This window comes from uncultured Campylobacter sp. (assembly GCF_937973075.1).
GTDB lineage: Bacteria > Campylobacterota > Campylobacteria > Campylobacterales > Campylobacteraceae > Campylobacter_B.
Genome location: NZ_CALBWL010000034.1, coordinates 36284 through 49182 on the forward strand (window position 1 = coordinate 36284; position 12899 = coordinate 49182).

Sequence of the window (12899 nt, forward strand, 5' to 3'; positions counted from 1 at the left end):
TTTCTGATGCCTAATTTTGGGAAAATTATACCCAAAGTTAAATAAAAGCAAAATAATATTATTTAAAAATTGTTTTTAAATTTTTAAAAGCCGCCGCCGCTAAAAAACCGCTTATCGGCCACTTGCTAGTTCTAAATTTAGACAAATTTTAAATTTAAATCTCTACATAAAATTTTGTGCGCTATGAGAGTGTATTATAGGCCGGATAAAAGACCCGCAAAGCAGGTCTTCATTTCTCGCAAAGCTTGCCGCATGCGTCGGCGCGGCATCTGCTGCAGTGAGTCATTTGGTGAATGGAACCGCCGATGAGCTTTCGCATGCTGCGAATTTCTTCGTTTGAGGGCGATTTGATATTTGCAAAAGGGGTGCCATGCACGGGGATCATCGCCATGCAGTTCATGATATCGGCCTGCCACTCTTTGGCCTTTTTCGCGATTTGCGGGACGTGATCCATATTTACGCCAGGTATTACGACCGTATTGATCTTAACGATCATACGGGCTTCTTTTAGCTTGCGGATCCCTTCCTCTTGGCGCGCCTGAAGAATTCTAGCGCCCTCTTCGCCGCGGTAAATTCTATTTCCGTGGCGTACCCATGCATAAATTTTGCCGCCCACTTCGGGCGTTACGGCATTGACCGTTACCGTTACGTGGCTCACGCCGATGCGCACGATATCATCCACGTGCTCGAGCAAAGATAGGCCATTTGTGGATAAGCAAAGTAGGGCGTGAGGGAAGCGGGCTTTGCATTTTTCAAAGGTAGCTAGGGTCTTGTCGGCATCGCACATAGGATCTCCGGGCCCTGCGATACCGATGACTGAGATATCCTGTCTAAATTTAAATAGATTTTCCACGTATAGCGCGGCCTCGTCCGGGCTCTGCACCCTCTCTGTTACGCCGGGGCGATTTTCGTTGGCGCAGTCGTAGATGCGGTTGCAAAAATTGCATTGGATATTACAATGCGGAGCTACGGGAAGGTGCACGCGCCCGTAGGCGGCGGACGCTTTTTTGCTAAAGCAGGGGTGGTTGTCGAAGGAGGGTTTGGCGAAAAAATTCATCAATCTTTTTTCCTTCCGAATTTGATGGCGTCCGCGTGGCAAACGTCCATACAATCGCCGCAGTTCGTGCAGTTCATCTCGTCCGGTCTCGTGCCCATTTCGCATTTGCGCAAACAGGCGTTGCAGTTGTCGCAGGCGTCTGTTTTATAAACGCGAAATATTGAAATTTTACGCAGCAGCTCCATTATACCGCCGCTAGGACAGGCGAAGCGGCACCATAAATTTGCGACGATCAAGGATGCGGCGATGAGAGCCACGACGACGGCAGTGCGAACCGCCCAGTACCAGTCGGAAAATTTAAAAGACATGATAACAGCGTTGAGATACTCGTCGCTGGTGCGGATAGGGATCATAACGCGAGGGTTGCCGTAGATAAAATAGACGCCCGCACTAAGCAAAACGGCTAGAACCATGCCTATTTGCGCATATCGTAGCTTCCTGTTATTTTTTAGCTTAAGCTTAAAAGCGGCAAATTTGCCCAGCATTTGATTTACGAATCCGCCAGGGCAAAGCCAGCCGCAAAACGCGCGCCCGAGGAAAATAACCAGCACGGGGATAAATAGCCAAAAGCCGAAAAACACGGTCGCGATCCGCCCCCAGCACGTAACGATCGGACAGGATTGGCAGTTTACGAAAGGCACGATAAATGGGCATCTAAAAATCCCGTAATACGCCCATTGCCCGATCGCGCCTATAAAAATTAGCTGCACCAAGCGACGAATTTTAGTTAGCCTAGAGACTTTTTTCATCTTTGCCATATTTACGATACTAAACATCTTTTACACCAAACCTTTCTATGAGTTCAAGCCCGCGCGCCGAATGGATGGAGGTAAAGCCGTGCCGCTCGAAAATTTCCTGCCCGTCCGAGCAAACGAAGTCCGCAAAGTCATCGGCAAGCTTTTCGTCTTTTACGTATTTCATGATATTTAGCGTAAAGGTAAGCGGTCCCGGCGGGATGAGTTTCTCGTCGATAGGCATGTATTCGATTTTGTCTTTAAACCTATCGTGCGTCGTTAGGCGCTTTTCGATGATAGACGCATCGCCCTTGCCGTCTACCAGATCGCACATCATAGTAATTACGCACGCTCCGTTGGCAACCATATTTTTCATGACCGGCTCAGTAAGGCCGGAATTTTTCAAAATTCCCTTTACCGGTCCGCTACCCGGAGGCGAAGCCCTTAACGGAAGCATCACCCGCACGCCGGGTTCCGCTAGATCCTTTAGATCGCGAATGCCCGCGGGATTTCCCTTCGGCACTACTAAAACGTAGTCGGTAAAACATAGCGGTCTAAAGCGAAGGCTAAGGCCTGCTTTGCGCAGTTTTTGGCTTAGCTCCAAAACGCGGGCGCCGAAAACCTCCGTCTTGCCCTGCAAGGCTAGCAGCGACTTCCCGAGCGCCCCCGCAAAGGCTCCGGTGTACTGGATATTATGTCCCGTTTTGGACTCGTACGCTGCGTTTATCTGCGCAAAAGCCTCGGATAGTCCTCCGCACGACCAAACCTGCAACGAATCGGGCTTAAACGGCGTATAGCCTGCGAGCATCGCTTCAGGTCCGGCGATGGCTGCCGCTGCCAAAGCTCCTTTTAAAAAGCCGCGACGAGATTCGTCTATCTCTTTAAATTTCATGCAATCTCTCCTTTCTTTGGTTTGTTTTTAAATTTAGAAAATTCTTCATTTTAAAATTTCGAGCTACCCGCTTAAAGCAGTTCTATAAACGCCTCTAGGCGCGTTCGAATTTGCCCGACGTCTTGCTTGGAATAGTCGGTCTCCAAGCTCATATAGTTTGCTCCGGCTTCGCGGCTCGCCTCCTTTATCCTTATGCTTTGCGAGCAGCTCGTACATCTTTTTCTTGCCGTCGCAGGTCGTTTCGCCTATGACGAGATCGCTGGCGTTCATATAGGGGCATTTTTTGGTAACTGCGTAGCCGTAACTTGCCTTGATTAGCGGGCAAAGATTGCGCAGAAGCTCGGCATGAGCGGCGTCTATCGGACTCTCGTCATAGGCGCAAAGCCCAACCGGCACGGCGCTCGCTGCGTAGATGAGCTCCTTGGGGGAGTAGGCGCAAAACATCCCCACTACGCGTTTGCCTTGCTCTTTTAGATCGTGAAGAGCCATTGCGTTGCGCTTTTTAAGCGCGTCAAAATCCATCTTCATCTCGTCTCCTTTAAAATTTCGTTTGCTTTGCGTGCGCCGATAAGCGAAGCGCCCATCGCGCCGCAGTAGATTGCGTTTTCGTGAGTAAAAATTTCAGCCCCCAGATGCTCGCCTAGAAGCTGCTTAAAGAGTGGCACGTTGCTAAGTCCGCCGCTTAAAAAGTAAATTTTATTTTCCAGCCGTTTGATGAGTGAGGCGAGCTTGTGCGCGGAGGAGTCGAGGGTATCGTAGGCGATCTCTCTCATCTCAGCTCCGTTTGCGCTTAGCGAGGACGCTCTCGGCAAATACCGTGCATAGGGGCTTAGTTTGATCGCGGGATTTTTGCGGGCGGTTTTGTAAATTTCGCTTAGCTCTAGCCCCAGGCGACCAGCGCTGATCTCTAAAAATTTGCCCGTGCCCGCCGAGCACTTGTCGTTCATGATAAAATCCGCGGGCTTGCCGTTTAGGGTCTTGATCGCCTTCGTATCCTGCCCGCCCACGCCCTCTACGGTGCAATCTGGCTCAAACAAAAAGTTCGCTCCAAGGCCGTGGCATAAAATTTCGCTCATGCTAAGCTGCGCGTACTCTACGCTAACGCGCCCGTAGTCGTCACAAAGCCCTCGCCGTAGCCTTTTTGCTCTAAATTTTGCTTGACCTGCCTCGCGACTTTAACCGCGCTAAAGCCGCTAGGTAGCAAAAACAGCTCGCAAAATTTGCCGCGTTCGTCCATAACGGCAACCTTTGACGACGCCCCGCCGATGTTGGTACCGATAAAATGCATAAAATTTAAATCCGTCGAAAAATATTTCTACGCCGTAGAACTTTATCGCAATCTTAGCTTTTTAAGACTTTTATATCGCTGAAATTTAGCGTTCGCGGGCGGCGCGGATTAAATTTAGCCTCGCGCCGCGTTTGAATCGGTTTGAAATTTAAATTTAGCGCTCGCGGGCGATTAAAATTCCGCTTAAAATCACCACCGCGATACCCGCTAGCACGATCGGGCCCGGCAGCCGATCGCCTAGCATAATTCCGAGCGCCATGCTAAAGAGGATGTCGCTGTAGCTGATCGCAGCGACGATGCCCGCTTTGCGCGAAGCGGCGTAGGCGCGCGTCATGTAAATTTGAAAGTAGATCCCGCTGACGCCCAGAAGCGCCACGAGCACCCAGCCAAGCAAGCTCGGCAGATTAAAGTAAGCAAGTCTCGCTAAATCCGCCCCGCTGAAAAGCCCTAAAATTTTGACCTCGCTATCACCGAGCACCCAGCCCGCAGCCATCATCATCGCGCTTAAAAAGGTAGCGGACGAGACGAAAACCAACACGATGAGATTGGTGGCGTAGTATTTGCGAAGCTCGCGCACGCTCGTGTACGCAAGCCCCGCGCACATGCCGCCGAAGATTCCCACCGCGTCGGTTACGCTGATGCCGATGTGCGGGCGCACGACGAGTAAAATTCCGCCAAAGCCCAGCAGTATCGCAAACCATGCCTTGGAACTTAGCTTTTCGCCCAAGAAAAACGCCGAAAATAGCGCGGTGAAAATGGGCGCCGTCTTTTGGAAGGTAAAAGCGGTGCCAAGATCGATGTGAGCGATATTGTAGAAGGTCGCTAAGATACCGCAGCTGCCGATAAAACCGCGAAATGCGAGTAGCCACGGCTTGCCGCCCGGACCCAGATTTTTTACCCGCCTTAGCGAAAACAGCACGATCGCGATGCCTACGACGTTGCGGAAAAACACGATCTCGGCGCTACTCATCCGCTCCGCCATGACCTTGGCTAGCGCGCCGTTTAGCGCAAAATAAAAGCTCGCTACGAGCATATAATAAACGCCCAGATGTTTCAGCCAAAACGCGGAGTAAAATTTCTGCTTCACGCCGTCCTACTTTCGGTTCGCCACGAGCCTGCCCGCGACGATGATGAGCGCCATGCCCGAAAGCGCCATTAAACCGGGCAGGGCGTCGCCTAGCAGCAGCCCAAATAGCGTCGAAAAGATGATGTCTGCGTAGCTGATCGTAGCTACTATGCCCGCTTTGCGCGTCGCGGCGTAGGCCTTGGTGACGTAGGTTTGATAAAACAGCCCCAGCAGCCCTAAAAGCACGGCAAAGAGCCAACCCTGCGCGTTTGGAATTTTAAATTTGCAAAGCATAAAACTCAGCGCGGGCGCGTCTATAAATTCTGCCGCGATCATAAGCGCTGCGGGCATTAGCGTGCCGGCAAGAAGCGCAGAGAGGATGATCGTATCGGAGCTATAGTATTTGCGCAGCCCGCGCACGGATGTAAGCGCCATTGCGGCTAATAATCCGCTTAAAATTCCAAAAATATCGCTCGGCTGCAAGCCAAACTGCGGCTGAATTACTAAAACGATGCCCACAAAGCCTAGGCAGACCGAGAACCAGCCCATCGCGCCGAATTTTTCGCCGAGGGTAAAATACGCGATGATCGCCGTCCAAATGGGCGCCGTTTTTTGAAAGGTAAATGCCTCGCCGAGGCTGATGTTTGCGATGTTATAAAAAAACACCATTAGCCCCAAAATCCCGATAATGCCACGAAACGCAAGCGTAAAAGGATGACCGCCTTTGTTTGCGAAGCGCGCCGTACGGGGACGCACCTTGATTTTATAAAGCAGGATCAGAAGCCCTGGTAGATTGCGAAAGAGCACAACCTCAAGCGATGAAATTTGCGCGCCCAAAAGCTTGGCGAAAACGCCCGTAAGAGAGTTGTAAAAGCACGCCATCAGCATATAATAAACGCTTAGATGGTGTAGCAAGAAGTTGTTGTATTTCATCGCGCCTCTTTAAATTTGCGGAATTATACACGCATAATGATTAAATTTTAATATCCCGCTCTTTTAATATTTCGCCGCACCGCTTATTTTTGAGCGCCTGGTGCGACGGCTCGGTTTTGTACTTCGGCGCTTGCATTTGCGTTTCTCGCTTGCAGGCGATAGTTCGGTGCTTGGATATCGGGCGCTGCTTTTGTGATTTTTACCGACCCTCTGCTCTGCGCACCGCCGCTTGCATGTGCAAAGCAGTAAAATTTGCGCAGCCGCGGGTTTACACGCCTTCGCGCGTTTTCGAGCGTTTTTGTGTTTCGACCGCTAGTTTTTCGCGCTCAGACTTCGGTTTTAAAATTTTATAAATTTTACGCATCGCCCCCGCTCCGCATCGTCTGCGGCCACGGATCGTGCGCCTTGGCGCCTTTTATTCAAGCGCGTTTTGCTAGTGTCGCGATAAAATTTCGCTAAATTTAGCGCCTAAATTTTATAAAATTTTGCCGCTCCCTTTCGCGAGCGAGCGCGTAGAATTTGGCTTTAATCTATTTTTGGTTATAATCGCGCCAAAAACTACAAGGACGAACGTGAAAAGTTTGATCATCATCGGGCGCCCCAACGTCGGCAAGTCGAGCCTTTTTAACCGCTTAGCGGGCGCTCGCATCGCCATCACGAGCGACGTTGCGGGTACGACGCGCGATACCAATAGAGCCGAAGCCGAAATTTTCGATCGCCGCGTGCGCGTAATCGATTCGGGCGGTCTGGACGACACCTCCGAGCTGTTTGCGCGCGTGCAAGCTAAGACGCTAAGCGAGGCCAAGAGCGCGGATTTGATAATCTTTATGGCGGACGGTAAGCTGCTTCCGAGCGATGATGAGCGGCGGATATTTTTCTCGCTGCAAAGGCTCGGCAAGCCCATAGCCCTGGCAGTCAATAAGATCGACGGCAAGCGCGACGAGGAGCGCAGCTGGGAGTTTAACGAATTCGGCGTTAAATTTTTCCCGATCTCCGTCTCGCACAACAGCGGCATCGACGAGCTCAAAGAGTGGATATACGGCTTCTTGGACCCTGCACCTACGCAGCAGGATGAGGATGAAATTTTTGATGATTTTATAGAGGGCTTTAACGACGAGGGCGAGCCGAAAGAGGGGCGCGACGAGGATTTTTACGCTAGTAAAACCATCGGCGTGGGTATCATCGGGCGAGTAAACGTTGGTAAATCAAGCCTTCTAAACGCACTTGTTGGCTCGCAGCGCTCGGTCGTGAGCGATTATGCGGGCACGACGATCGATCCGGTAAACGAAAGCACGGAATTTCAGGGACGCACGCTCGAGTTTATCGACACGGCGGGTATTCGCCGTCGCGGCAAGATCGAGGGCATCGAGCGCTTCGCGCTAAATCGCACCGAAAAAATTTTGCAAAACTCCGACATCGCGCTTTTGGTGCTTGACGCAAGTGAGCCGCTAAACGAGCTGGATGAGCGCATCGCGGGGCTTGCGGCTAAATTTGAACTCGGACTCATCATAATTTTAAACAAATGGGATCTTTGCGAGCGCGATTACGACGAGTTTTGCCGCGATCTACGAGGTAGGTTTAAATTTCTTTCCTACGCGCCGATCATCAGTGTCAGCGCGACGGATAAGAAGCGGATCCATAAAATTTACCCGCTCATTTTGGAGGTTTATTCAAATTTCACGCGCAAGCTCGGCACTGCAAGGATCAATGAAGCGGTAGAAGCCGCGATAAAGGCGCATCCGATACCTCGCGAGCGGGGCAAATCGGTTAAAATTTACTACGCCGCGCAGATCGGCTTTGCGCCGCCGAAGATCGCTCTTGTGATGAACCGTCCGCAAGCGCTGCATTTTAGCTACAAGCGCTATTTGATGAACAGATTGCGCGCGAGCTTTGCCCTTTCGGGAAGTCCGCTAGTGCTGCTACCGCGCAAAAAAGGGGAGAGCGATGAAGAGCGGTAACATCGTGCTCATAGGCTTTATGGGGGTCGGCAAGGGTACAGTAGCGCGGGCGCTGGCTGTGCAAAGCGGGATGTTTGCGCTTGATTGCGACGATATGATCGAAAGCTACGCCAATAAAAAGATCGGGCAAATTTTTAAAGAGCAGGGCGAGCAGAGCTTTAGAAAGATGGAAGAGGGTCTTGCAAAATTTTTAGAAAAGTCCGTCCGCTACGCCGTGATCTCCACGGGCGGCGGTTTTTACGCCGTGAAAAATTTAAATAAAATCGGCACCGTCGTGTATCTGAAATCAAGCTTTGAAGGGATAATCGAGCGCTTAAAAAACAGCGAGAACGCGGAGAAAAAATTTGCCAAGCGCCCGCTGCTAGCCGATCTGCAAAAGGCCGCGGCGCTGCACGCCCAAAGGGACGGGGCGTATGAAAAAAAGGCCGACATAGTAATCGACGTGGAAAATAAAAGCGTAAAAAAGATCGTAAAAGAAATTCTATCCGCCTGCGACGGGCTAAATTTAAAGGGGAAAAAGATGTCTAAACAAAAGTGCCTGGGCGGCGGCAAAAATTCCAAGCCGCACGGTAAAGAGGGCAAAAGCGATAAGCTTGAAAAGAAAGAGGCGCTAAAGCAAAAGCTGCGCGAGCTCATAGAGGGCTTAGAGCGCGAGCAAATTCCAAAGCGCGTAATCGCGTGGCACTTCGATCTTTACGAGCCTTACGCGCTACAGCTGGCGGGATCGAGCAGCTACGACGCGGATGACGACGACTGGGCGTGCGAGGACGAGGATGAGTTTTATCCGCAAAGCTCGCGCTTGCAGCTTGAATTTTTAAGCGAGCTTTCGTGGCGGCAGGTTTTAAAAATGCTCGTACAGGCTTTGCGCGAGCTGCGAGAGCAGATGCCAGATGCAAAAATTTTTAAGTGCAAGCACGTTGCCGCGGGCTTCGTAGATGGCGATTTGATTTTGATTTAAAGGAGCAACGATGAGAATTTTAACGGGTCTTCAGCCCAGCGGCAAGCTGCATTTGGGCAACTACTTCGCGAGCATCAAGCAGATGGTGGATGCGCAAAACGCGGGCGAGCAGATGTTTATGTTTATCGCAAACTATCATGCGCTCACGTCCGTAAGCGACGGTGCAAAGCTAAAAAACTCCACCTACGAGGCCGCCGCGGCGTTTTTGTCGCTGGGGATCGATCCGAAAAAGACGGTGTTTTGGGTGCAAAGCGACGTAAAAGAGGTGCTGGAGCTTTACTGGATTTTAAGCGGATATACGCCGATGGGGCTGCTCGAGCGAGCGCATGCGTACAAAGATAAGATCGCCAAGGGTTTTGAGAGCAAGCACGATCTGTTTAGCTACCCCGTGCTGATGGCGGCGGACATCCTGCTATACAGCGCGGAGGTCGTGCCCGTGGGCAAGGATCAGATCCAGCATGTCGAGATCGCCCGCGACATCGCGCTTAAATTTAACAACGCCCACGGCGAAATTTTAACTATTCCGCAAGCGCGCGTAAATGATGAAGTGGCGATCGTACCGGGTACAGACGGCGCGAAGATGAGCAAGAGTTACGGCAATACGATCGATATTTTTGCAGATGCCGCGACGCTAAAGAAGCAAATTTCAAGTATAGTAACGACCTCCGAGCCGCTAGAAGCGCCTAAGCAGTGGTGCGGATGCAATGTCTATAATATCGCGAAGCTGTTTTTAAGCGAGGCGGAGCAGGCGGAGCTGCAGGCTCGCTACGAGCGCGGAGGCGAGGGGCATGGGCATTTTAAGGCGTATCTAAACGAGCTCGTGCAGGGCTACTTCAAAGACGCGCGAGATAAATTCGAATACTATCAAAGCCACCGCGAAATTTTAGACGAGATGCTAAGACAGGGCGCGCAAAGAGCGGCTGCGACGGCTGCTTCATTGATGCAAAAGGTTCGCGCCGCCGTGGGGATTTATCGCTAAGGAGGGTGAGATGACGGATTACGCTAGAGAAATTTTATCTGATGGTAAGCTGCTTCGACAGAAGTTGGAAATTTTCTTGCAAACTCCTAGCAAGGTTGAAATTTACGCACGCGCCTGCGAGAAATTTTTCGCCGCCGGCAAGCAGCGCGAGCTAAATTACGTAAGCACGTGGAGTTGGTGGGCCTTTTTCGGCACGCTGTTTTTCTTTCTGTACCGCAAGGAGTACAAAATTGCCGCAGCCCTATTTGCCTTTGTGGTAATTTCTTGCTTTATTCCGTTTTTGGATGAATATGATAGAAGTATAGGAATGGCGGTTAGCGTCAGTAGTGGAACTATGGCGAAATATTTCGTTTGCTATAGATTTGTTGCGCTATTGGATAAACAGGACGACGAAGCCTTAAGAAAGGGCGGCGGCGTGAATAGATGGGCGATATGGCTCGCGGTAATATTTTACGCTTTGGTCGCAATCGTGTTTGCGCTGATAATTTCAAACGGCGGCAAAATTCAGTAGTTTTAACGGCTTCCGCACTCAAAATAGCTAAATAAATTTTAAAAAGGAGTAAGAGTGAAAGCGATCGTAACGGTGATAGGTAAGGACAAGGTTGGCATTGTGGCGGGCGTTTCGGCCAAGCTAGCGCAACTTGGGCTAAACATAGACGACATCAGCCAGACGGTTTTGGACGAGTTTTTCACGATGATGGCGGTGGTTTCCAGCGAGGAAAAGCAGGACTTCACGGCTCTACGCGAGGAGCTAAACGAGCTTGGCGAAAAGCTAAAAGTTAAAATCAACATCCAAAGCTCGGCGATATTTGACGCCATGCACAACATCTAAGGCGCGCAAATGGACATCAAAAACGTAACCGAAACGATCGCGATGATCGAGGAGCAAAATTTCGACATCCGCACGATCACGATGGGCATCAGCCTGCTTGACTGCATCGATCCCGATATGGGCAAGGCGGCAGAAAAAATTTACGACAAGATAACGGGCAAGGCGCGCGATCTGGTAAAGGTCGGCAATGAAATTTCAGCAGAGCTCGGCATCCCGATCGTAAATAAACGCGTCTGCGTAACGCCTATCGCCATCATCGGCGCGGCGACGAACGCTACTGACTATGTCCCGCTAGCAAAAGCGATGGACGAGGCGGCGCAAAAGGTCGGTATCGACTTTATCGGCGGCTTTTCGGCGCTAGTGCAAAAGGGCTACGCAAAGGGCGATAAAATTTTAATCGACTCCATCCCCGCCGCGCTCGCCGCGACGCAAAAGGTCTGCTCGTCGGTAAATATCGGCTCGACAAAAACTGGCATAAATATGAGCGCGGTCGCCGATATGGGGCGCGTGATAAAAGAAACCGCGCGGCTTTCTGATCTGGGTGCTGCAAAGCTAGTCGTGTTTGCCAACGCCGTCGAGGATAATCCCTTTATGGCGGGCGCATTTCACGGCGTGGGCGAGGCCGAAGTCGTCATAAACGTGGGTGTATCAGGCCCCGGCGTCGTTAAGCGCGCACTTGAGAAGGTACGCGGAGCGAGCTTTGACGTGGTAGCAGAGACCGTAAAAAAGACGGCATTTAAGATCACGCGCATCGGGCAGCTCGTCGGTCAAATGGCGTCCGAGCGCCTGGGCGTGAAATTCGGTATCGTCGATCTTTCGCTAGCTCCGACTCCGGCGGTGGGCGATTCGGTCGCGCGCGTGCTTGAGGAGATGGGCTTAGAGCGCGTTGGCACGCACGGCACGACGGCTGCGCTAGCGCTGCTAAACGACGCGGTCAAAAAGGGCGGAGTGATGGCGTGCAACCAAGTAGGCGGGCTTAGCGGCGCGTTTATCCCTGTCTCCGAAGACGAGGGGATGATCGCCGCGGTGCGCGCAGGCTCGCTAAGCTTAGAAAAGCTCGAAGCGATGACCGCGATTTGCTCGGTGGGGCTTGATATGATCGCGATCCCGCAAGATACGCCCGAGCAGACGATCGCCGCGATCATAGCCGACGAGGCCGCGATCGGCGTGATAAATCAAAAAACGACCGCCGTGCGCATAATCCCAAAAGGCAAAGAGGGCGACACGCTGGAGTTTGGCGGGTTACTCGGCAGCGCTCCCGTGATGAGCGTAAACAAAAACTCGTCCGCCGATTTCATCGCCCGCGGCGGCCAGATACCGGCACCTATTCATAGTTTTAAAAACTAAATTTAACCCGCTTAAGGAGGAAAGATGAGGGCGTTTGCGTTATTTGCGGCAGTTTTGCTTTTTAGCGGCTGCTCCATAATCTCGGCATTTTATAGCAAGGAGAAAAAATTCGAGCTGGCGGGCTTGGGGCAAGACGGGGTCTATAGGACCTCGGACGGCAGCACAGACACGCTAATAAAAATAATGTCCGCCCGCACAAAAGAGGGCGAGCCGTATCGGATAATCCACACGCTGGAAATTTCTAAAAATTCTACCCAGACGGATTTTGATAGCAACGATAAAGAGGTATTTAAAATAGACTGCTCAAAGAATTATTGCGAGCCCAAATACGACGAGGAGCCGAAAAGAATTGCCATTTCTTGGCCTGCGCCGAATGGGGGCGGCGTTTTTGATGGCGTCATATATCTAAAAAATTTACGGCTCGTAAAGGCGTATTAAATTTGCAGATTTAAAAGCGGACAAATTTATAAAATTTAACGAGTAAAATTCTAAGTCGCCGCGATGGAATTTTTCGGGCTTTAAATTCTGTGCTACGGGCGTGGAATTTTGAGTTAGAATTTCGGCTTGAAATTTTACGGCGCAATCCCCGCGGCGCGCTAAAATTTTAAAATTTCGTCGTAAGGCGAGGCGTTAAAATTTCATCGCCGTGCAAGACGGACGGCAGCGGGTCTTTTGAAATTTTAAAGCGGCTTGCATTGAAATTTTAAAATTTAAAAGCAACCTGTTTCGTTATCATTACTCGTCCGCTTAAGAAGCGAGCGGGATTCTATTTCGGCGGGGATTAAATACAGAGCGCAAAAACAGGTGCAGCATCGAAATTTTAAAAGACGACGCGAAAATATGAGGCGGAAATAA

The 12899-nt window shown here is 50.9% G+C and carries 14 protein-coding genes and 2 pseudogenes; 7 read left to right on the top strand and 9 right to left on the bottom strand.

The annotated features are described in order from the left end of the window. Positions 1-229: 229 nt before the first annotated feature. The 9 genes and pseudogenes from Q0274_RS04440 to Q0274_RS04475 all read right to left on the bottom strand — a co-directional run bounded on the left by Q0274_RS04440 (position 230) and on the right by Q0274_RS04475 (position 5970). Complete coding sequence (locus Q0274_RS04440) at positions 230-1057, bottom strand: radical SAM protein (protein WP_298028067.1); 828 nt, start codon at positions 1055-1057, stop codon at positions 230-232. Then, positions 1057-1833, bottom strand: a complete 777-nt coding sequence (locus Q0274_RS04445) for a 4Fe-4S binding protein (protein ID WP_122873338.1) — start codon at positions 1831-1833, stop codon at positions 1057-1059. The genes Q0274_RS04440 and Q0274_RS04445 overlap by 1 nt, the downstream gene beginning before the upstream one ends. After that, on the bottom strand, positions 1826-2683 hold the full coding sequence (locus Q0274_RS04450) for a substrate-binding domain-containing protein (protein WP_298027981.1): 858 nt from the start codon (positions 2681-2683) through the stop codon (positions 1826-1828). The genes Q0274_RS04445 and Q0274_RS04450 overlap by 8 nt, the downstream gene beginning before the upstream one ends. A gap of 71 nt (positions 2684-2754) precedes the next feature. Continuing rightward, on the bottom strand, positions 2755-2835 hold the full coding sequence (locus Q0274_RS11100; RefSeq protein WP_367271911.1) for a 2-hydroxyacyl-CoA dehydratase: 81 nt from the start codon (positions 2833-2835) through the stop codon (positions 2755-2757). A gap of 52 nt (positions 2836-2887) precedes the next feature. Next, positions 2888-3211: pseudogene (locus Q0274_RS04455) on the bottom strand (2-hydroxyacyl-CoA dehydratase); the annotation flags it as partial. Beyond that, positions 3208-3759: a BadF/BadG/BcrA/BcrD ATPase family protein gene (locus Q0274_RS04460; protein ID WP_298027984.1), complete on the bottom strand. Its 552-nt coding sequence runs from the start codon at positions 3757-3759 to the stop codon at positions 3208-3210. The pseudogene Q0274_RS04455 and the gene Q0274_RS04460, both read right to left, overlap by 4 nt. A gap of 17 nt (positions 3760-3776) precedes the next feature. Further along, positions 3777-3971, bottom strand: a complete 195-nt coding sequence (locus Q0274_RS04465; protein WP_298027985.1) for a CoA protein activase — start codon at positions 3969-3971, stop codon at positions 3777-3779. A 154-nt stretch (positions 3972-4125) separates the two neighbouring features. Next, the gene (locus Q0274_RS04470) at positions 4126-5058 is read right to left on the bottom strand and encodes a DMT family transporter (protein ID WP_298027987.1); all 933 of its coding nucleotides are present in this window, start codon (positions 5056-5058) and stop codon (positions 4126-4128) included. A gap of 6 nt (positions 5059-5064) precedes the next feature. Continuing rightward, positions 5065-5970, bottom strand: coding sequence for a DMT family transporter (locus tag Q0274_RS04475; RefSeq protein ID WP_298027988.1), 906 nt, complete (start codon positions 5968-5970; stop codon positions 5065-5067). Between the two features lie 572 nt (positions 5971-6542). On the opposite strand from Q0274_RS04475, the gene der reads away from it, so the two are divergent. The 7 genes and pseudogenes from der to Q0274_RS04510 all read left to right on the top strand — a co-directional run bounded on the left by der (position 6543) and on the right by Q0274_RS04510 (position 12482). Continuing rightward, positions 6543-7928, top strand: coding sequence for a ribosome biogenesis GTPase Der (gene der / locus Q0274_RS04480; RefSeq protein WP_298027991.1), 1386 nt, complete (start codon positions 6543-6545; stop codon positions 7926-7928). Then, positions 7915-8412 (top strand): annotated as a pseudogene (locus Q0274_RS04485) (shikimate kinase); the annotation flags it as partial. The gene der and the pseudogene Q0274_RS04485, both read left to right, overlap by 14 nt. A gap of 484 nt (positions 8413-8896) precedes the next feature. Continuing rightward, entirely contained in the window at positions 8897-9865 is a 969-nt protein-coding gene (trpS, locus tag Q0274_RS04490) for a tryptophan--tRNA ligase (protein ID WP_298027992.1), read from the top strand. 10 nt (positions 9866-9875) lie between these two features. After that, the gene (locus Q0274_RS04495; RefSeq protein ID WP_298027994.1) at positions 9876-10376 is read left to right on the top strand and encodes a DUF2628 domain-containing protein; all 501 of its coding nucleotides are present in this window, start codon (positions 9876-9878) and stop codon (positions 10374-10376) included. A gap of 54 nt (positions 10377-10430) precedes the next feature. After that, positions 10431-10697 (top strand): ACT domain-containing protein, encoded by a 267-nt coding sequence (locus Q0274_RS04500; protein WP_005871308.1) that lies wholly within the window; start codon positions 10431-10433, stop codon positions 10695-10697. A gap of 9 nt (positions 10698-10706) precedes the next feature. Then, entirely contained in the window at positions 10707-12044 is a 1338-nt protein-coding gene (locus Q0274_RS04505) for a PFL family protein (RefSeq protein WP_298027996.1), read from the top strand. A 24-nt stretch (positions 12045-12068) separates the two neighbouring features. Beyond that, positions 12069-12482, top strand: coding sequence for a hypothetical protein (locus Q0274_RS04510; protein WP_298027998.1), 414 nt, complete (start codon positions 12069-12071; stop codon positions 12480-12482). Positions 12483-12899: the final 417 nt, after the last annotated feature.

What these genes read in the sequence shown, in the direction of transcription:
- Q0274_RS04505 (WP_298027996.1), top strand. Translation starts at nt 10,707, where the DNA reads ATGGACATCAAAAACGTAACCGAAACGATCGCGATGATCGAGGAGCAA.
- Q0274_RS04465 (WP_298027985.1), bottom strand. Translation starts at nt 3,971, where the DNA reads ATGCATTTTATCGGTACCAACATCGGCGGGGCGTCGTCAAAGGTTGCC.
- Q0274_RS04510 (WP_298027998.1), top strand. Translation starts at nt 12,069, where the DNA reads ATGAGGGCGTTTGCGTTATTTGCGGCAGTTTTGCTTTTTAGCGGCTGC.
- trpS (WP_298027992.1), top strand. Translation starts at nt 8,897, where the DNA reads ATGAGAATTTTAACGGGTCTTCAGCCCAGCGGCAAGCTGCATTTGGGC.
- Q0274_RS04445 (WP_122873338.1), bottom strand. Translation starts at nt 1,833, where the DNA reads ATGTTTAGTATCGTAAATATGGCAAAGATGAAAAAAGTCTCTAGGCTA.
- Q0274_RS04460 (WP_298027984.1), bottom strand. Translation starts at nt 3,759, where the DNA reads ATGAGCGAAATTTTATGCCACGGCCTTGGAGCGAACTTTTTGTTTGAG.
- Q0274_RS04495 (WP_298027994.1), top strand. Translation starts at nt 9,876, where the DNA reads ATGACGGATTACGCTAGAGAAATTTTATCTGATGGTAAGCTGCTTCGA.
- Q0274_RS04475 (WP_298027988.1), bottom strand. Translation starts at nt 5,970, where the DNA reads ATGAAATACAACAACTTCTTGCTACACCATCTAAGCGTTTATTATATG.
- Q0274_RS04440 (WP_298028067.1), bottom strand. Translation starts at nt 1,057, where the DNA reads ATGAATTTTTTCGCCAAACCCTCCTTCGACAACCACCCCTGCTTTAGC.
- Q0274_RS11100 (WP_367271911.1), bottom strand. Translation starts at nt 2,835, where the DNA reads ATGAGCTTGGAGACCGACTATTCCAAGCAAGACGTCGGGCAAATTCGA.
- Q0274_RS04450 (WP_298027981.1), bottom strand. Translation starts at nt 2,683, where the DNA reads ATGAAATTTAAAGAGATAGACGAATCTCGTCGCGGCTTTTTAAAAGGA.